The sequence below is a fragment of the Cellulomonas sp. PSBB021 genome (genome assembly GCF_002240455.1).
Classification (GTDB): domain Bacteria; phylum Actinomycetota; class Actinomycetes; order Actinomycetales; family Cellulomonadaceae; genus Cellulomonas; species Cellulomonas uda.
Map to the genome: position 1 here is coordinate 1,967,111 of NZ_CP021430.1, position 18,534 is coordinate 1,985,644.

18 protein-coding genes are annotated in these 18,534 nt (G+C 74.2%); 11 read left to right on the plus strand and 7 right to left on the minus strand.

What is annotated here, in order from left to right; all coding sequences use genetic code 11:
* The first annotated feature begins 147 nt into the window (after positions 1–147).
* The 3 genes from CBP52_RS08870 to CBP52_RS08880 all read left to right on the plus strand — a co-directional run bounded on the left by CBP52_RS08870 (position 148) and on the right by CBP52_RS08880 (position 3,219).
* Positions 148–1,221 (plus strand): MIP family channel protein, encoded by a 1,074-nt coding sequence (locus CBP52_RS08870; RefSeq protein WP_094180635.1) that lies wholly within the window; start codon positions 148–150, stop codon positions 1,219–1,221.
* 262 nt (positions 1,222–1,483) lie between these two features.
* On the plus strand, positions 1,484–2,677 hold the full coding sequence (locus CBP52_RS08875; RefSeq protein WP_157732554.1) for a hypothetical protein: 1,194 nt from the start codon (positions 1,484–1,486) through the stop codon (positions 2,675–2,677).
* A gap of 98 nt (positions 2,678–2,775) precedes the next feature.
* The gene (locus tag CBP52_RS08880; RefSeq protein WP_157732555.1) at positions 2,776–3,219 is read left to right on the plus strand and encodes a hypothetical protein; all 444 of its coding nucleotides are present in this window, start codon (positions 2,776–2,778) and stop codon (positions 3,217–3,219) included.
* 29 nt (positions 3,220–3,248) lie between these two features.
* On the opposite strand, the gene CBP52_RS08885 is transcribed toward CBP52_RS08880, so the two are convergent.
* Positions 3,249–3,566: a DUF3017 domain-containing protein gene (locus CBP52_RS08885; RefSeq protein ID WP_094180638.1), complete on the minus strand. Its 318-nt coding sequence runs from the start codon at positions 3,564–3,566 to the stop codon at positions 3,249–3,251.
* 34 nt (positions 3,567–3,600) lie between these two features.
* Here CBP52_RS08885 and CBP52_RS08890 point away from each other — a divergent pair, with 34 nt between their 5' ends.
* Complete coding sequence (locus CBP52_RS08890; RefSeq protein WP_157732556.1) at positions 3,601–3,837, plus strand: hypothetical protein; 237 nt, start codon at positions 3,601–3,603, stop codon at positions 3,835–3,837.
* A gap of 57 nt (positions 3,838–3,894) precedes the next feature.
* Complete coding sequence (locus CBP52_RS08895) at positions 3,895–5,190, plus strand: NAD(P)/FAD-dependent oxidoreductase (protein WP_232514417.1); 1,296 nt, start codon at positions 3,895–3,897, stop codon at positions 5,188–5,190.
* A 71-nt stretch (positions 5,191–5,261) separates the two neighbouring features.
* Here the strand turns inward: CBP52_RS08895 and purH are convergent, their stop codons facing one another.
* Positions 5,262–6,896 carry a bifunctional phosphoribosylaminoimidazolecarboxamide formyltransferase/IMP cyclohydrolase gene (gene purH, locus CBP52_RS08900; protein ID WP_094180640.1) on the minus strand — a complete coding sequence of 545 codons (1,635 nt, stop codon included), beginning with the start codon at positions 6,894–6,896 and terminating at the stop codon, positions 5,262–5,264.
* 219 nt (positions 6,897–7,115) lie between these two features.
* Here purH and CBP52_RS08905 point away from each other — a divergent pair, with 219 nt between their 5' ends.
* Positions 7,116–7,661, plus strand: a complete 546-nt coding sequence (locus CBP52_RS08905; protein WP_094180641.1) for a hypothetical protein — start codon at positions 7,116–7,118, stop codon at positions 7,659–7,661.
* A gap of 84 nt (positions 7,662–7,745) precedes the next feature.
* Here the strand turns inward: CBP52_RS08905 and CBP52_RS08910 are convergent, their stop codons facing one another.
* From CBP52_RS08910 to sucC, 3 genes are all read right to left on the minus strand, one after another.
* The gene (locus tag CBP52_RS08910) at positions 7,746–9,080 is read right to left on the minus strand and encodes a DUF6350 family protein (RefSeq protein WP_232514418.1); all 1,335 of its coding nucleotides are present in this window, start codon (positions 9,078–9,080) and stop codon (positions 7,746–7,748) included.
* A gap of 142 nt (positions 9,081–9,222) precedes the next feature.
* On the minus strand, positions 9,223–10,113 hold the full coding sequence (sucD, locus tag CBP52_RS08915; protein ID WP_094180643.1) for a succinate--CoA ligase subunit alpha: 891 nt from the start codon (positions 10,111–10,113) through the stop codon (positions 9,223–9,225).
* Between the two features lie 23 nt (positions 10,114–10,136).
* Positions 10,137–11,312, minus strand: coding sequence for an ADP-forming succinate--CoA ligase subunit beta (sucC, locus tag CBP52_RS08920; protein ID WP_094180644.1), 1,176 nt, complete (start codon positions 11,310–11,312; stop codon positions 10,137–10,139).
* 335 nt (positions 11,313–11,647) lie between these two features.
* Here sucC and CBP52_RS08925 point away from each other — a divergent pair, with 335 nt between their 5' ends.
* The 3 genes from CBP52_RS08925 to CBP52_RS08935 all read left to right on the plus strand — a co-directional run bounded on the left by CBP52_RS08925 (position 11,648) and on the right by CBP52_RS08935 (position 13,602).
* A complete protein-coding gene (locus CBP52_RS08925; protein ID WP_094180645.1) occupies positions 11,648–12,376 on the plus strand; it encodes a hypothetical protein in 729 nt (242 codons plus the stop codon).
* A complete protein-coding gene (locus CBP52_RS08930; protein ID WP_094180646.1) occupies positions 12,373–12,675 on the plus strand; it encodes a type VII secretion target in 303 nt (100 codons plus the stop codon). The genes CBP52_RS08925 and CBP52_RS08930 overlap by 4 nt, the downstream gene beginning before the upstream one ends.
* Positions 12,676–12,837: 162 nt before the next feature.
* Positions 12,838–13,602 carry a hypothetical protein gene (locus tag CBP52_RS08935; protein ID WP_094180647.1) on the plus strand — a complete coding sequence of 255 codons (765 nt, stop codon included), beginning with the start codon at positions 12,838–12,840 and terminating at the stop codon, positions 13,600–13,602.
* Here CBP52_RS08935 and CBP52_RS08940 read toward each other — a convergent pair.
* Positions 13,538–15,655, minus strand: a complete 2,118-nt coding sequence (locus CBP52_RS08940; RefSeq protein WP_094180648.1) for an ABC transporter ATP-binding protein — start codon at positions 15,653–15,655, stop codon at positions 13,538–13,540. The genes CBP52_RS08935 and CBP52_RS08940 overlap by 65 nt on opposite strands.
* A gap of 91 nt (positions 15,656–15,746) precedes the next feature.
* Between CBP52_RS08940 and CBP52_RS08945 the strand changes: the two genes are divergently transcribed.
* Positions 15,747–15,962 (plus strand): RNA polymerase subunit sigma-70, encoded by a 216-nt coding sequence (locus CBP52_RS08945; protein ID WP_094180649.1) that lies wholly within the window; start codon positions 15,747–15,749, stop codon positions 15,960–15,962.
* On the plus strand, positions 15,962–16,483 hold the full coding sequence (locus CBP52_RS08950) for a Clp protease N-terminal domain-containing protein (protein ID WP_094180650.1): 522 nt from the start codon (positions 15,962–15,964) through the stop codon (positions 16,481–16,483). The genes CBP52_RS08945 and CBP52_RS08950 overlap by 1 nt, the downstream gene beginning before the upstream one ends.
* Positions 16,484–16,497: 14 nt before the next feature.
* Here the strand turns inward: CBP52_RS08950 and CBP52_RS08955 are convergent, their stop codons facing one another.
* Positions 16,498–18,531, minus strand: coding sequence for an acyltransferase family protein (locus CBP52_RS08955; protein ID WP_232514419.1), 2,034 nt, complete (start codon positions 18,529–18,531; stop codon positions 16,498–16,500).
* Positions 18,532–18,534 lie beyond the last annotated feature (3 nt).

Consider the following 18,534-nt stretch of genomic DNA (forward strand, 5'->3'; position numbering starts at 1 on the left):
GTCCGACGACGCCGCGCACCCACCCGCGCGCCACACCCGCGCCGAACCACGCGCAGCACCGATTTTGGTGCTCGCCACCAGCCGCGGTGCACGGCCAGGACTGGCATATTGGCCCGCGAACCACTCGAACCTACCGAACGGACCGCCATGTCCCAGGACCCCACCGCCGGCGCGACCGAGCCGAAGGGCGCCCAGCCCTCCGAGCCGACGCCCGCCGAGCCGACCGCGGCCACCTCCGAGCCCGTCGTCGAGCCGGTCGCCGAGCCCGTCGTCGAGCCGGTCGTCGAGCCCACCCCGGAGCCCACGCCCGAGCCCACGCCCGGTCCTGAGGCCGACACCACCGAGTACGACGCGTACGTCGTGCCCGCCGGCACCGTCATCGTCGACGGCCCGAGCCTGACCGCGCGGCTCGGGGCCGAGGTGCTCGGCACGTTCCTGCTCGTGCTCGCCGGCCTCGGGGTCGCGCTGTTCTCGTCGTCGAACTTCGCCATCTTCGGCGGTGGGTCCGGTGCGCTCGGCGTCGCCCTCGCGTTCGGCCTCGCGCTCGCGGCCGGTGCCGCCGCGTTCGGCCACGTCTCGGGTGGCCACTTCAACCCGGCCGTGACGCTCGGCGCCGCGCTCGGCGGCCGTACGTCCTGGAAGGACGTGCTCCCCTACTGGCTCGCGCAGCTCGTCGGCGGCGCGCTCGGCGCCGCGGTCGCGTTCATCGCGATCCCGTCCGGCCTGCCGAACCTCGTGCAGTCCGAGTCGGCGCGCGCGTTCTTCTCCGGTGTCGCCAACGGCTACGGCGAGCACACCGCGCTGAGCACCGCCTCGGGCGGCCAGGCGGAGACGACGCTGTTCACCGCGCTCGTCATCGAGCTCGTCGTCACGGGCATCTTCGTCGCCGTGATCCTCGGCTCGACCGACCGCCGCGCCAACACGCGCGTCGCGCCGTTCGCGATCGGCCTCACGCTCGCCGTCGGCCTGCTCATCACCATCCCGCTCACCAACGGTGCGCTGAACCCCGCGCGTGCCACGGCCGCCGCGATCTTCTCCGAGTCGTGGGCGTGGAAGCAGCTGTGGGTCTTCTGGGTCGCGCCGCTCGTCGGCGCCGCGCTCGCGGGCATCGTGTACCGCGCGTTCGCCGCGGAGCCCCCGCTCGAGGACAACCTCCTCGAGGAGGACGACGTGTACGTGACCGGCGAGGACGTCGTCGTCGTGGAGGAGCAGCAGCGCTGATCCGACATCGAAGGGCCCGGGCGCACCGCGCCCGGGCCCTTCGATGTCGAGGCCGGCACCCGCCCACGGCGCGAGATCGCGCCCCAACTTCCGCGACGACGGCCATGTGACGCACATCACGCGGCCATTTCGGGCAGACTGTGCCGAATTCCTCCCATCTCGAGCCCGCGGTATGCTCCACTCGCCTCCTCGCCGCGCGCAACGCGCGACTATGAGCAGGGGGTAGATACGAATGCGGTCCGATGTCATGCGCTTGTCGGGGGTGGCCCTGACCGCCATCTTGCTGATCGGCGCATCCGCGCCCGTGGAGCCGGACCCGCGCCCCACCACTGAAGAGCAGGTTGACGCGCTTGCGGTCTTGGTCAGCGTAGAACCATCGACCGAGCTGGACGGACCAGTACTCGTCGCAGGAGAGGTGATTGGCGCCCACGCCGGCGTCCCGGTGATCGCGAAGGCCTGGCCTGACCAGGAGACACTCGACCGACACCAGCCGGGAGACGCCGTCGAACTCGTCACGATCGCCGCAGCCTTGACGAATACAGACGGCAGCTTCGAACTGGTCGCCGACCCAGAAGCCGTGGCGGAGGCCACCGACGGTGACGAACGAATCGTGAACTTTGACGTGACCGCCGCCAACGCGGGCGCCAAGGTAGCCATGGTCTCGACCTCAGCCGTTCTTTCGCCTGAGATCGCCGTCGACGACTCCATCAGCGGCGCTCTGACCGATGAACTCATGATTGACGCTGACGAGCCGTTGACAGTGGACGAGATCTCCGACACGTCTGAGGTGGACGGGATCCCGCCGGTGGCGGCGGAAGACTCGGCGCCAGCGGGGATGGAGTGCGGCACGAAACTGGTGCAGCGACTCGACAGGCGGCCGACAATCATCGGCTCGACGTACTCGACGGCACCCAGAGTGACCACCCAGTTCATCTACACGAAGGGCGCCGAGTCCACGTTCGGGATTGGCTTCAGCCAGACCGGAGCCAATGCTTCATGGACGGCATCCAGCACAGCAAAGATCAGTAACGGCGACGTGGACGAATTCGACAAGAAGGCCGGCAGTCACGCAAAGATCTACAAGAAGTACCTTAACTACGGCAAGTACAAGAGCGTCATCTGCGATGGCGACTTTGGCCAGATCGTGTCCTACACCGTCCGGCCGATCGGTCGACCGTTCGGATCGTACGAAGCGGGCTCGACGGTGCCCGCCACGCCGTCCGCCTACTGCGTGCGATACAGCTCGACGCATCACTTCAGCAAGGGGAAGGCGCAGTACTGGTCGAGCGGTGTGGCGCTTCCCGCAGCCATGGGCTTCAACGCCTCCGCACAGACCGCCTACAGCTACGAGTCGAAGATCATCATGACTCGCCCTGATGGCACGTCGTACGCCGTGTGCGGGACAGGCAATGTTCCCGAGCAGGTGAACACCGGGCGACTGGTCGCCAGGCCGTGACCCTCGGTCGACGCACCCTTGCGCTTGCCCTTCTGACCTTTGGCCTCGCGGGCGCGAGCTCGGCCTGCTCTGATGACTCAGGCCTGCCAGGTGGCTCTTTGAGCATCGGCCCGGGCGGGCAAGAGCTGAACTGTGCCGACGCCGGCGTGCGCAGCACACGCGCCTTGAGCGCGGTGTGGGTCAAGAACACCGGGACGTCCCCGATCAGGATCGTCAGCGTCCAGGCGGTTGGCGCGGTCGACCTGGAGATCGACGCTCCCTTCCTGGTCCAGGAAGGTGGACGGTGGTACACCGTTGCCGGCGACATTCCTCCAGCACCGGGAGACGAGTGGTCGGCACAGGCGTGGTCACATCGGGTCGACCTCGACGAAGGCGTGATCGGGCCCGGCGAGCTGTGGCAGATCGTCCAGCCGATGCGGACGCTGAGCGACGACGCGCACTTCGAGGCGACTCGCGTCGAGTACGACGAGGACGGGACTCGCAGAGCCGGGCAGGACAGGACCGCGATGTCGATCACGGGTCATTCGCCCGAGTGTTCTTGATCGCCCTCAGCGCCGGGTGCTCGGTCGTGTCAGCTCTCGGGTGTCGGGAGGATCGCGGCGAGCACCGCGATCGAGACCGCGAGGAAGCACAGGACCGTGACGTCCAGCGCGCGCGAGCGCACGGCCCACGCGACCGGGCCGGGCTCGGGGCGCACCGCACGGACCCCGGCACCGGCCGCGAGCAGCGCGGACAGCGTCCACGCCCCCGCGGGGGTCCCGGCCACGAGTGCGACGAGGCACGCGAGCGCCACGCCCGCCGCCGTCCACCACAACGACGCGTTGCGCGACGCCTCGAGCGAGGCGCGCGCGATGGCGCGGGGGTCGAGCGGGCGCTCGGCGGGCGGCACGTCCTCGGGGACGCCCCCGGGTGTGCTCGAAAGAGTGCTCGCGGGAGTGCTCGCGGGAGCGCTCGCGGGCGCAGGCCGCTTCGCGGGCCCGGCCGCGGGCACGGGGGACGCCGCCGACGACCTCGCCGACGCGGGTCGCGCGTGCTGCGGAGGCGGCGCGGGCTCGTGCCCGCCCGCCCGCGCCTCGGGTGCCGGGGTCGCCGGACCCGCCGACCACCCGGCCGGTGCGCCCGGCAGCGGGGTGCCGTGCGTCGTCGTCCGTGCCGACTGACCGTGCACGCGCTCGTGAACCATCCCGCCTCCCGACGGGTGAGACTACCGTTGCCGGGTGAGCCTGACGCCCGAGCGACCGCGCACACGCACGACGAGTGACGCGGGTGGCCCGCCGCAAGGGCCCACGCGCAGGCCCGCGTCCGTGCTCGTCGTGGGCGCGGGGCTGGCCGCGACGCAGACCGTCGCCGCACTGCGCGAGGTCGGCTACTCCGGTCACGTCACGGTGCTCGGGGCCGAGGGCGTCGCCCCGTACGACCGACCTCCCTTGTCCAAGCACCTCCTGGACCACGTGAGCCCCGCGTGGCTCGCGGACGAGGTCGGCACCGACATCACGTCGCAGGCCGACGCGGTCCACCTCGCACGGCCGGCCCGCGGGCTCGTCGTGACGCCCGACGCGGTCACGGTGCACACCGACGCGGGCGACCTCACCTCCGACGCGCTCGTCGTCGCGACCGGTGCCCACGCGGTCCTGCCGGGCGCGTGGGTGGGCGCCCGCACGCTGCACACCTGGGCGGACGCGCAGGAGCTGCGCACGGCGCTGCGGCCCGGGGACCGGCTCGTCGTCGTGGGTGCCGGCTGGATCGGGGCCGAGGTCGCGGGCGTCGCGGCGCGCGCGGGGGTGGACGTCACGGTCGTGGAGGCGGCGGCCGCGCCTCTCGCGGGTGCACTCGGGGCGCGCGTAGGCGCGCTGACCGTGCCCTGGTACGGCGAGCACGGCGTGCGGCTGCTGACCGGCCGGACGATCGCGCAGGTGGACGCCCGCGGGGTGCGGCTGTCCGACGGCACGCACCTGCCCGCGGACGTGGTGCTCGCCGCCGTGGGCGCCCGCCCCGCGACGGCCTGGCTCGGCGACGCGCTCCCACGCGAGGCGGACGGGGCGCTGCGCGTCGACGAGGGGTTCGCGGTGCTGGGTGCGCCGGGCCGCCACGTGCGCGCGGTCGGTGACGTCACGCTGCGCCGCTCGCGGCGGCACGGCTGGGTGCCCGGCGGCCACTGGGACGGTGCGCTGCGCGACCCGGCCGAGCTCGTCGCGGACCTGCTCGAGGGCGACGCGGCCGCGGCGGGACGCGGCGACCGCGCGCCGTACGTGTTCTCGACGCAGCTCGGGCACGACCTCACGCTGTTCGGCCAGCCGTCCGCCGAGGACGACGTGGTGCTGCGCGGCGACCCCGCCGCGGACGGCGGGTGGACCGCGCTCTGGTACCGGCCGGGCGGCGACACGATCAGCGGGGTGCTGACGGTCGACCGGCCGCGTGACGTCGGTGCCGCACGCCGGCTGTTCACGTCGGCGACGCTCCCCGAGCTCGCACGACCGCTCGCTGCCGACCCGGACCGCCCGCTGCGCCCCTGACCGACGGCAGGAACGCGAACGCGGACGGCCCCCGTGCGCCGAGGCGCCGAGGGCCGTCCGAGGCCGGCGGGTCAGTGCGCGAAGTGCCGCGTCCCCGTGAGGTAGAGCGTGACGCCCGCGGCCTGCGCCGCCGCGACGACCTCCTCGTCCCGCACCGAGCCACCCGGCTGGACGACCGCGCGCACACCCGCGTCGAGCAGCACCTGCAGCCCGTCCGCGAACGGGAAGAACGCGTCGGAAGCCGCCACGGCGCCCCGGGCGCGCGGGGTGTCACCCGTGTTCGCGCGCTCGACCGCGAGGCGGCACGAGTCGACGCGGTTGACCTGGCCCATGCCGACGCCGACCGACGCGCCGTCCTGCGCGAGCAGGATCGCGTTCGACTTCACCGCGCGCACCGCACGCCACGCGAACGCCAGGTCGGCGAGCGTGGCCTCGTCGGCCGCGTCCCCGGCCGCGAGCGTCCACGACGCCGGGTCGTCGCCCGCCGCGTCGATGCGGTCCACGTGCTGCAGCAGCAGCCCGCCCGAGACCGCGCGCAGCTCGACGACGGACGACGGCGGGCCGTCCACCACGAGCAGGCGGATGTTCTTCTTCTGCGTGAGCAGCGCGAGCGCGTCGTCGTCGAACCCGCGGGCGACGACGACCTCGGTGAACACCGGCGCGATCTGCTCGGCCGCCGCGAGCGTGACCCGCTGGTTCGTCGCGATCACGCCGCCGAACGCCGAGACCGGGTCGCACGCGTGGGCCTTCGCGTGCGCGTCCGCCACGTCGGTACCGACCGCGATGCCGCACGGGTTGGCGTGCTTGATGATCGCGACCGTCGGCGCGTCGCCGTGGTCGTGCGCCGCGCGCCACGCGGCGTCCGCGTCGACGTAGTTGTTGTAGCTCATGGCCTTGCCGTGCAGCTGCGTCGCGCCCGCGAGGCCGTGCCCCGCGCGCCCCTCGTCGGACAGGTACAGCGCCGCCGACTGGTGCGGGTTCTCGCCGTAGCGCAGCACCTCCCCGCGCGTCCACTGCGCCCCGACGACCGCGCCGAAGCCCGACTCGTCGGCGGTCTCGTCGGGTGCGTAGGCGTTCGCGAACCAGCCCGCGACCGCCGTGTCGTACGCGGCGGTGTGCGCGAACGCCTGCGCGGCGAGCGCGCGGCGCTGCGCGAGTGTGAAGCCACCGGCGGCGAGGGCGGCGCCGACCTCGTCGTACCGGGCCGGGTCGACGACGACCGCGACGCTCGGATGGTTCTTGGCGGCCGCGCGGACCATCGACGGCCCGCCGATGTCGATCTGCTCGACGCACTCGTCCGGCGCCGCACCCGACGCGACCGTCTGCGTGAACGGGTAGAGGTTGACGACGACGAGCTCGAACGCCGCGACGCCCAGCTCGTCGAGCTGCGCCAGGTGCTCGGGCCGGCGCGTGTCCGCGAGGATCCCGGCGTGTACGCGCGGGTGCAGCGTCTTGACGCGCCCGTCGAGGCACTCGGGGAACCCGGTGAGCTCCTCGACGCGCGTCACGGGCACACCCGCGCCGGCGATGGTCGACGCGGTCGAACCCGTCGAGACCAGCTCGACGCCCGCGGCGTGCAGCGCCGTGGCGAGCTCGACGAGGCCCGTCTTGTCGTAGACGGAGACCAGGGCACGGCGGACCGGGCGGCGCGTGACGTCGGACGCCGGGTCGGCGGTCGTGGCGGGGACGGGCGGGACGGCGCTCATGGGGCACACTCCTGGGTCGGCTTCGCAGGGGACCCAGGCACCCAGGCGGGCGGTGCGCTGCAGGGACGTTCGGCCGCTCCCCGGTGGTCGCTCCCACCCTCGCCAGTCACGGCCGGGGTCAGTCTAGCCCGCCACCTGCTCCGGTCGAAGAGGTCACGGTCCGGGCCCACCTCGCGTCCCGCGCGGTCACGGGTGGGTGCCGTGAGTGAGAATGCCGGGGTGAGCAACCCCTACGCGCCGCCCGACGACCGCCCCGGTGCGGACGCTCCGGAGCGCCGCACGCCGCCGCGCGAGCACCAGCGTGGCCCCGAGCCGGGCTGGGGCGTGCCGCCCGCGCAGCAGCCCGTCGCGCCGCCGCCGCGGCAGACCCCGCCCCCGGACCCCGCGGTCGTGGTGGACGTCGCCCGGCGGACACGCACGTTCGCCGTGCTCATGCTCGCGACGCTGCTCACGGGTACGTTCCCCGTCCCGTGGCAGGGCGCGAGCCTCGTGTTCGGTGCGATCGCGCTCGTCGTCGGCATCCGTGCGCTCGTGCGTGCCGTGCGGGGGCACGTGCGCGGCGCGATGATCGGGCTGCTCGCGGGCGGCACGGGACTGACGGCGTTCTGGCTGGTCGTGTCGGCCGGGATGACGCTCATGTGGCCGCTCTACCTCGACCGGCAGGAGTGCCTCGCGGGTGCGTTGACCGTGAGCGCGCGGCACGAGTGCGAGGCGACGTTCGAGCGGTCCGTCCAGGACTGGCTCGAGGAGCGCACCGGCCGCTGACGGACCCGCCGCACCCGTGGCGTGGTGCAGCGCGCTGGTGTCGTTCAGCGTGGGGTTGAGCGCGGGCGGTTCAGCGCGGGCGGTTCAGCGTGCGCCGCGCAGCCGCGCCCACGCGCCGACGAGCCCCGCCGCGCACGCCCGGCGCAGCCGCTCGTCGGAGGGCAGCGCGACGAGCACCGCACCGAACAGCACCTCGAGCGCGACCGCACCGCCCACGGTCACGGCCGACGCGCCGACCTGCGCCATGCGACCCGGGCCGACCCCGCCCGACCCCGCCAGCACCAGCAGCCCGGCGACGAGGCCCGCACCCGCCGCGCACACCACGCACGCCACGCCCGTGCTCCAGGCCCGCAGGCCGTCGCGCGCGCGCAGCCCCCGGTGCAGGTACCAGCCCGCGAGCGCCCCGCAGCCGACCAGCAGCGCCGGTGCGAGCAGCGAGGGCCCGCCGACGACGTCCGCCCCCGGCAGGGCCCCGAGCATCGGCACCGCCGGCAGCGTGCCGCCCGTCACCGCGTCGGTCGCGAAGTGCGTCCCCTCGCCCACCCAGAAGCCCGGCCCGGCGGCCCACGCCACGGCCCACACGACGAGCACCGGCGCGAACGCGAGCTCGGCGAGCGCGAGCACCGCTCCCCCGAGCGTGTCCAGGTCGAGACCCTCCGCGATCGCGACGACCGTCGTCCGGCCCGCGAGCACCCAGCTCGTCGCGACGACTGCGCCGACCACGACGACGGCTGCGGCCGCGACCGTCGCGGCCTCGACGCCGACCGCGACCACGACGGGCAGCCGCCCGTGCCAGGGCCGGGTGACCTCACGCCACGTCGGCGCCTCGGGGCGCGCCAGCAGCCCCGCGGCGACCCCGGCCCCACCCACGAGCGCCCCACCCGCGAGGCCGCGGAGCGCCGCCACCGGGCCGGCCGTCGCCAACGCCAGCACCGCCACGAGCCCGGCGTACGCGAGCGTGCCACCCAGCAGTGCGGTCCGGTCCGCGACGCCCGAGCGCCGCGCGGACGCCCAGCCGGTGAACAGCGCCAGCAGCGTGACCCCCAGGGGCACCAGGGTGATCGGCACGCCACCGACGTCCGCCGGGACGCCGTGCCCCGCGAGCCAGATGCTCGCGCCGACCGTGACCGAGCGGAACCACTCGACGCCCTCGTTCGCCGGGTCGGCCGACGTGGCGACGTACGCCGCGACCGCGGGCAGCACGACGACGAGGAACGACAGCAGCGCGCCCTGCAGCGCGGCGAGCGCACCCGCCAGCCAGTGCGGCGACCCGTCGAGGGCGCTCACGAAGAACGCCGACGAGCGGCCGTTGCCCGTCCCGAGCCGGCCGGGCGCCACGGGCGGGCGTCGCTCGTCGGGCCGCGTCGACGCCCCGGGGGCGGGTCTCGTGCGGCGGCGCGATCCGGTCGGGACACTCACCGCCCCATCGTCACCGCCCGGGGCCGGGGATCCGTGCACGCCGCCCGGCGAGTCCCCGCATCCGGTCCGACTGCCCCGGGAACGGCGGCGCCCCGCACGGATGGTGCCGTGCGGGGCGTCGTCCTGCGCCGAGGGATCAGGTTCAGCGCGAGAGCAGCTCCCTGGCGAGCGCGGCGGTCTCGGACGGCGTCTTGCCGACCTTCACGCCCGCGGCCTCCAGGGCCTCCTTCTTGGCCTGTGCGGTGCCCGACGAGCCCGAGACGATCGCGCCGGCGTGGCCCATCGTCTTGCCCTCGGGTGCGGTGAAGCCCGCGACGTAGCCGACGACCGGCTTGGTGACGTGCTCCTGGATGAACGCCGCGGCGCGCTCCTCGGCGTCGCCGCCGATCTCACCGATCATCACGATGACGTCCGTGTCCGGGTCGGCCTCGAACGCCGCGAGCGCGTCGATGTGCGTGGTGCCGATGATCGGGTCGCCGCCGATGCCCACGGCCGACGAGAAGCCGAGGTCCCGCAGCTCGTACATCATCTGGTACGTCAGCGTGCCCGACTTCGACACCAGGCCGATGCGCCCGGGGCCCGTGATGTCGGCCGGGATGATCCCGACGTTCGACTTCCCGGGGCTGATGAGGCCGGGGCAGTTCGGGCCGATCAGCCGCACGCCCTTGTCCTGCGCGTACGCGAAGAACTCCGCGGTGTCCGCGACCGGCACACCCTCGGTGATGATGACGACGAGCGGGACGCCCGCGTCGACGGCCTCGACGACGGCGCCCTTGGTGTGGGCCGGCGGGACGAAGATCACGGAGACGTCGGCGCCCGTGGCCGCGACGGCCTCGGCGACGGACCCGAAGACGGGCACGTCGACCGTGCCGTCGCCCTGCGGGAAGGACACGCTCGTGCCGGCCTTGCGCGGGTTCACGCCGCCGACGACGGTCGTGCCCGAGGCGAGCATGCGCGTCGTGTGCTTGGTGCCCTCGGAGCCGGTCATGCCCTGGACGATGACCTTGGAGGCCTCGGTGAGGAAGATCGCCATGTCAGTTGTTCTCTCTCGTCGTCTCAGGCGTTCGCGAGCTCGGCGGCCTTGTCGGCCCCGCCGTCCATGGTGTCGGCGAGCGTGACCAGCGGGTGGTTCGCCTCCGCGAGGATGCGGCGGCCCTCCTCGACGTTGTTGCCGTCGAGGCGCACGACCAGCGGCTTGCTCGCCTCGTCGCCCAGGATCTCCAGCGCGGCGACGATGCCGTTCGCGACCGCGTCGCACGCGGTGATGCCGCCGAAGACGTTGACGAACACCGACTTGACCTGCGGGTCGGTGAGGATGATGTCGAGCCCCGCGGCCATGACCTCCGCCGAGGCGCCACCGCCGATGTCGAGGAAGTTCGCGGGCTTCACCGCGCCGTGCTTCTCACCGGCGTACGCGACGACGTCGAGCGTGCTCATGACGAGCCCCGCGCCGTTGCCGATGATGCCGACCTCGCCGTCGAGCTTGACGTAGTTGAGGTCCTTGGCCTTGGCGCGGGCCTCGAGCGGGTCCGCCGCGGCCTTGTCCTCGAGCTCCGCGTGGTCCGCGTGCCGGAAGTCCGCGTTCGCGTCGAGCGAGACCTTGCCGTCGAGCGCGACGACCTCGCCGTCCTCGGTGAGGACCAGCGGGTTGACCTCGACCAGCGTGGCGTCCTCGTCGCGGTAGACGAGCCACAGCTTCTGCAGGACGTCGGCGACCTTGCCGGCGATGCTCGCGTCGAAGCCGGCCGCGGCGACGATCTCGTCGGCCTTCGCCGCGTCGATGCCGACGCGCGGGTCGACCGCGACCTTCGCCAGCGCCTCCGGGCGCTCGACCGCGAGCTGCTCGATCTCCATGCCGCCCTCGACCGAGCACATCGCCAGGTAGCGACGCTCGGCACGGTCCAGCAGCAGCGAGAAGTAGAACTCCTGCGCGATCCGCGCTCCCGCCGCGATCATCACGCGGTGGACCGTGTGGCCCTTGATGTCCATGCCGAGGATCTCGCCGGCCCGCTCCGCGGCCTCGTCGGCCGAGCGTGCGAGCTTGACGCCGCCGGCCTTGCCGCGACCGCCCGTCTTGACCTGCGCCTTGACCACGACCACGCCCGGCTGGTCGCCGAGCAGCGTCGCCGCCGCAGCGCGGGCCTCGTCCGGCGTGGTGGCGACGATGCCGCCGAGCACCGGTACGCCGTGCTTCTCGAAGATGTCCCGTGCCTGGTACTCGAACAGGTCCACTGTGGTCCAGTTCCTCTCGTCGACCGCGCGACGGCGGCCTCGGTGCGGCCGTGTGCGCCGGGTCGATGCTAGACCGTCGCGCCCAGATCTCTTCATGTCGAGAGATGTGGACCTCTTCACATCGAGACACCGGACCCGCCGCACCCGCGCGTGCCGCGCGGTGTCGCCCGCACGTCCACAACCCCGGCCGAAGACCTGCGCGATGTCCGTATCGCCCTCTAGTGTCCGTTCCTGACGCGCCGCCGGCGAGCCGCGGACGTCACGACCAGCACCTGCACGTGCACGACCCGTGCGCACGCCAGCCCGCGCGCACGACGACGGCGAGGAGAGCACCGATGCCCCACCAGAGCACCCACCGGGACCATCCCCACGCACCCGGCGCGTGGGCACCCGCGGGCGACGAGGCGGAGGCGGGTCACGAGGCGGAGCCGGGCCGCGAGACGTCGTCGGGTCGTGAGACGACCACCGCGTGGGACGGCCGTCGGCTCGCCCGGGTCACCCTCGACGCGCACGGCTCCCCCGCGGCCGTGCAGGTCGTCGACGGCTGGGAGCGCCACGCCGCCGTTGACGACCTCGCCGCCGCGGTGCTCGACGCCGCCCGCACGGCCGCCCGGACGCTCGACGAGCGGGCGTGGGCCTCCCTGGCCGACGACGCCGACCGGCGCCGGCGCACGCCGAGCGCGCCCGTGGCGAGCCCCGCCCCCGCGGGCACCCCGCGCCCGCTCGACGAGCTCGCGGAGATCGCGATCACGTCGCTGTCGGCGGCGTCGCAGGCCGATGACGCGGCGGCTGTCGGCACCGGCAGCGCGCTCGACCACGAGATCGAGGTCCGCGTGGTGCGCGGCGGGATCGTCGGCGTCACGCTACGCGGGCCACGCGTGGCGCGCACGAGCGGCACCCAGCTGTCCCGGCTGCTCACCGGAGCGGTGCGCGCCGCCGTCACGGACCTGCGGCACCGGCTCGCCGCGCAGGCGCCCGCCGTGAGCGACGCGCTGCTCGCCGAGGTGCTCGCGCACCTGCGGGCGCTGACCGCAGACCCGGCGTCGGCCGGCGACCGCACGTGAGCGCCGACGTGGACGTCGTCCTCGCGGCCCTGCGTCGCGAGGCCGTCACCTGGGACGAGCAGGCGGCCGGGATCCGCCAGGTCGCGCAGGCCGCCGGGCGGCTGCGCCTGTCGACCCTGGAGAGCGGGGTGTTCGCGCTCATGCGCGATGCGCACGCCGACGCGGTCGACCACGTCGTCGGGCGCTGCACGGAAGGCGGCGCGGCCATGAGTGACGTCGCTGCCGCCCTGCGGACCGTCGCCGAGGCGTACGAGCGCCGGGACGCGGCCGTGGCCGACCGCGTGACCGGGACGTTCTGAGCCCCGGGGCCCGCCGCCCACCCGCACCCCTGATCGACACCGCACCACGCTCGACCACGCCCCGCACCGCCGCTCTGCCGCCAGCAACGCCCTGCCGCCAGCACCGCTCTGCCGCCAGCAACGCCCTGCCGCCAGCACCGCCGACACCGCGAGGACACCGCCATGACCCCAGCCAGCGTCATCACCGTCGGGCACGCCGACTTCAGCCCCGCCACCTACGAGGCGACCGTCGAGAGCCTGCGCGCCGGCGTGCGCACGCTGTCCGGACAGCTCACGGAGCTCCCTCGCGCGGCGTCGCACGCCGTGGGCCACGCATGGGTGCCGGGGTGGCTGGCCGACGCGGTGCGCTCGTGCACGGACCGGCTCGTGGCCCTCGGCCGCGACCTCGCCGCGCGTGTCGGCGAGCTGCTCACGGGCGCCGCCGCGCCGGTGCTGTTCTTCGTGCGCGCGAACGACTGGGTCACGGACGTCGGCGCACCGGCCTCGCGCGTGGCCGGTGCGCTCCAGCCGTCCGCGCTGCACACGACGCCGTGGGAGGGCGCGGCGGCGACCGCGTACCGCGCGGCGGTCGCGGGGCAGGCGCCGGCCGCGGCTCAGGTGCACGCCGTCGCGACGGCCGTGGCCACGTCCTTGACCACGTGCGCCGCCGCGGGGCTGGCGTTCTACGTCGCGCTCGGGGTGATCGTCGCGAAGGTCGTGACCGCCCTCGCGGTCGCGATCGCCGCGTTCGGCTCGGCGGTGTTCTCGTGGGCGGGGGTCCTGCTCGTCGTCGAGGAGGCGGCGGTGACGAGCGGCATGGTCGTCGCGGCGGTCGCCGGGCTCATGGCCGTCCAGGGTGCCGCGGCGACGGCGACGGTCCACGTCACCAACGCGACGGGTCAGTCGTCGGCGTTCCCGCACGGTCACTGGCCGTCGGCGACGGCGTGACCCGTCCTCTCGCGGCGCCGGGCACGTCGTCTGCCTCGTCGTCGAGGTCGTCGGGCACGTCGGCGAGGGCGTCGGGCACGTCGTCGGCGAGGGCGTCGGGCACGTCGGCCGGGACCTCGTCGGGGGCGCGGTCGGCGCGGCGCGACGGGTGGTCTGCCGGCGGCTCGTGGGGCTCGCTCGCGAGCACCCGGGAGGTCGCGAGCTGCTGCGCGGCCAGCTCGGCGTACAGCCCGCCCGCGGCGACGAGCTCGGGGTGGGTCCCGGACTCGACGATGCGCCCGGCGTCGACCACGTGGATGACGTCGGCGTCGAGCACCGTCGACAGCCGGTGCGCGATGGTCAGCGTGGTCCGCCCGTGCGCCGCGGCGTCGAGCGCCTCCTGCACGACCCGCTCCGAGACGGTGTCGAGCGCGGAGGTCGCCTCGTCGAGCAGGAGGACGGGCGGGTCCTTGAGCAGCACGCGGGCGATCGCGATGCGCTGCTTCTCGCCGCCGGACAGCCGGTAGCCGCGTTCCCCGACGACGGTGTCGTACCCCTTCTCGAACCCCGCGATGACGTGGTGGACGTTCGCGGCGCGGCAGGCGGCCTCGATCTCCTCGTCGCTCGCGCCGGGCTTCGCGTACGCGAGGTTCTCGCGGATGGTCGCGTGGAACAGGTACGTCTCCTGCGAGACGATGCCGACCGACGCGATGATCGAGCGCTGCGTGAGGTCACGCACGTCCTGCCCGGCGAACAGCACGGCACCCTCCGACGCCTCGTAGAGGCGAGGCGCGAGGTACAGCACGGTCGTCTTGCCCGCGCCGGACGGACCGACGAACGCGACGTGCTGCCCCGGCTCGGCGACGAAGCTCACGCCCTGGAGCGTGGCGCGCGAGCCGGGTGCGGAGTCGGGGTAGCGGAACACGACGTCGCGGAACTCGACCCGGCCGAGGGGTCCGGGCGCCTGCTCGACGTCGATCGCGCCGGGCTCGTCGCGGATGACGGGCCGCAGGTCGAGGTACTCGAAGATCCGGGCGAACAGCGCGCCGGAGGTCTGCACGTCGAGCGCGACGCGCATGAGGCCGAGCAGCGGCCCGAGCAGTCGCGCCTGGACGGTCGTGAACGCGACGACGGTGCCGGCGGTGATGGTCTGGCCGGCCGGGTCGCGCATCAGCAGGCCGGACACCAGGTAGACCACCGCGGGGACGCTCGCCATGAGCACCTGCACGACCGCGAAGAACCCCTGCCCGCTCATGGCTCGCCGTACCTGCAGGCGCACCTGGTTGTCGTTCTCCGCCCGGTACCGCGCGGACTCGGACTGCTGGCGGTTGAACGACTTGGACAGCAGCACGCCGCTCACGCTGAGCGTCTCCTGCGTGATCGACGTGAGCTCCGACAGCGACTCCTGGGTCTCGCCGGCGATGCGTGCCCGCACCTGGCCGACGCGCCGTTGCACGACGACGAGGCCGGGCATGAGGACCACCGCGACGAGCGTGAGACGCCAGTCGATGAGCACCATCGCGACGAGCGAGGCGACCACGGTGACCGCGTTGCCCAGGATCGTGGTGACGGTGTTGGTCAGGACGCCCGCGACGCCGCCGACGTCGTTCTGCAGCCGGGACTGGATGACGCCCGTCTTGGTGCGGGTGAAGAAGCCGAGCTCCATCGACTGCAGGTGCTCGAAGAGGCGCACGCGCAGGTCGCCCGTCACGCGGTTGCCGACGGTCGAGGTGAGCCAGGTCTGGGCGACGGTGAGCGCGGCGGACGCGAGGAACAGCGTGACCATGAGAACGACGAGGCGTACCAGGAGCGGCAGGTCGGGCGGCCCGCCGTCGAGCGGGAAGAGGGCGTCGTCGAAGATCCGCTGCACGACGAGCGGCGGGACGACGGCGATCCCCGCGGCGACCACGACGATGACGCCCGTCACGGCGATGCGCCCGCGGTAGGGCCGGAACAGCGCGACCACGCGGCGGCGCAGCTGCGGCACGCGAGGCGCCTGCGCGTTGAGGCGGCGCTGCGCCGCCTCGTCGAGCGGTCGACCCGCTCCTCGTCCTCGGCCGCCCGGCCCGCCCATGCTCACCGGGACACGGTAGGGCGATGCGGGCCGCCGCGCCGCGTGTCAACCGATGTTGACATCCAGATGGCAGTCAACCTATGTTGACACCATGACCGGGAGCGACTCGTTGCTCACCGCGGCAGGCGCCGCCGAGCCCGCCGAGGGCCTGCGGGCCGTGCGCTCGCTGCGCACCCTCGCGGACCGGCTCGAGGCCCTCCAGGTCGAGCGTGCCCGCCGCCGGGGCTGGTCCTGGCAGCAGATCGCCGACTGCCTGGGCGTGACGCGCCAGGCCGTCCACAAGAAGTACGGGAAGGCGGTGCCCTGATGTTCGAGAGGTTCACCCGCGACGCCCGCGCCGCGGTCACCCTGGCCCAGGACGAGGCCGGCGCGCTCGGGGCAGAGCGCATCGACTCCGACCACGTCCTGCTCGCGGCCGTGCGGACCGACGGCGCCGCGCGGCGCGCGCTCGCGTCGCTCGGCATCCAGCCCGACGACGTCGCCGCCGCGGTCCGCGCGCGCGAGGGGCTCGACGACGAGGCGCTCGCGTCGATCGGCGTCGACCTGGCGGCGATCCGCGAGCAGGTCGAGTCGACCTTCGGTCCCGGCGCTCTCGACGCCGGCCCGCCGACCTCCCCGAGGACGTTCACCCCGGACGCCAAGAAGCTCCTCGAGGTCGCCCTGCGCGAGGCCGTGCGCAGCCGGCGCCGGAGCATCGACACCGGCCACCTGCTCCTGGCGGCGGTCCGGCTCGACGAGACGGGCGCGCACGCCGCGCTCGGCGCCCTCGGACTGACCGACGACGCGGTCCGCGACGCGGTCACCGCGGCGTGGGCGGCGGCCGCCTGACTGCCCGAGCGGAGTCAGGAGTCGAGCTTCTCGAGCGCCTCGCGCAGCAGGTCCGCGAACGCGACGATGCCCTCCATGTTCGGGTGCGTCTTGTCCGAGTGCAGCAGGCCCGGGTGCTTCGCGACGTACGCGTGCCAGTCCACCACGTGCACGTTCGGCCGGCTGTTCGCGATCTCGACGAGCTCCGCGTTCGCGTCGTCGACCCAGTAGCTGATCCCGACGACGGTGAGCACGAGCACCTGGCGCTCCGGCCCGATGATGTCGAGCGTCTCCTCGAACGCCTCGCGCGAGCCGTCGAACTTGAAGCCGCCGTTGGTCCCGAAGTTGAGGACCACGACCGGGCGCAGACCGCCCGCGTCCTTGGCGTCGCGCACGACGGCCGGGGCGTCGAGCCACTTGCGGATCGGCTTGGCGTCGATCGCGATCTTCGGGAACGCGTCGAACAGCGCGGGCGCCGCGCCGGACAGCACCGAGTCGCCGAACCCGACGACGCCCGACCCGTCGATCGCGCCTTGCGCATCACGGCCGGGGCCGCCGGCCCCGTCTTCGCCGCCCTGCTCCCCGTCGGGGTCCGTCGCGTCCGGGTCCTGCGCGTCCGGGTCCTGCCCGTCGGCGCCCTTCGGGTCCGTGTCCCTCGGATCCGTGCCCTTCGGGTCCGTGCCCTTCTCGTCCCCGCCCGTCGTGCCGTCACCGGCCTGCTCCTGGGCGCGCCGGTCGATCTCGCGCTGGGCCGCCTCGATCGCCCGCTGCGTCGAGGTCACGGCCGGAGCGGTCGCGACCGAGACGACCGCGCCGAGCACGAGCACGGTGGCGAGCACGCCCGCGAGGCGCGCGCCCGGCCGTGGACCCCGCAGCGCGGCCGCCGCACGAGCCGCGACAGCCCGGAAGCCGTCGCGCCGCACCGGCATCTCGACGAACCGGTGGCTCAGGTGCGCGAGCCCGAACGACAGCGCGAGCGCGACGACCGGGACGCGCCACCACAGCGGGGAGCCCGGCGCGTCCCCGAAGGCCGCGCCCACGACGAGGATCACGGGCCAGTGCCACAGGTACAGCCCGTACGAGCGGTCCCCGACCCACACGACGGGCCGCAGCTCGAGCACCGCCAGCAGCGCACGGGGCTGCTCGGACGCGCAGCCCGCGACGAGCGCGAGCGCGGCGAGCGAACCGAGCACGATGCCGCCCCGGTACGTGAACGAGGAGTCGTCGCGCAGCAGCGCGACCAGCGCCGCGAGGACGAGCAGCCCGACGACGGGCAGCGCGCGGGTCAGCGCCCGGACGTTGCTCGGCGACCCGCCGGCGGGCGCGGCTGCGGGCCGCCCGGTCACCGCGATCGCGAGCGCCGCCCCGGCGAGGAGGCCGAAGGCGTGCGTCGGGGTGCCGTAGTAGACGCGCGTCGGGTCGTCCCCCGGCGTGTACATCACGGCCATGAGGACGCCGGAGACCACGGCGGCACCGCCGACCGCGATCGCGATGCTGCGCCCGCCGTGCCGGTGCAGGGCGCCGGCGGCGAGCACGAGGCCGGCGAGCACGAGCGGCCACAGGACGTAGAACTGCTCCTCGATGGCGAGCGACCAGAACGGCTGGAACAGCTCGGGCTGCGTCGCGTCGAAGTAGCTCGACCCCGCCGCGATCTCGAGCCAGTTGGTGGAGAACGTCCACGCGCCGAGCCACTGGCGTCGCACACCCACGAGCAGGTCCGGCTCGACGAGGCGCGCGGCGAGCGTCCCGACCACCAGGACGAGCGCGAGCGCGGGCAGCAGGCGCCGGGCCCGGCGCACCCAGAAGTCCCGCAGCGCGAGCCCACCGCCGCCGCCCATGCGCCGCAGCAGCAGCGTGGTGATGAGGAACCCGCTGACCACGAAGAAGACATCGACGCCGAGGAACCCGCCGGGCACCGCCGCGGGCCACAGGTGGTAGGCGATCACGGCGAGCACGGCGATCGCCCGCAGCCCGTCCAGGCCGCGGATGTGCCCGGCCGTACGGCGGCGCGTGGTCGGCTCGGGAGCGGTCTGCTCGCCGGACTCCGGACGCGACGTCGTGGTGGTCACCAG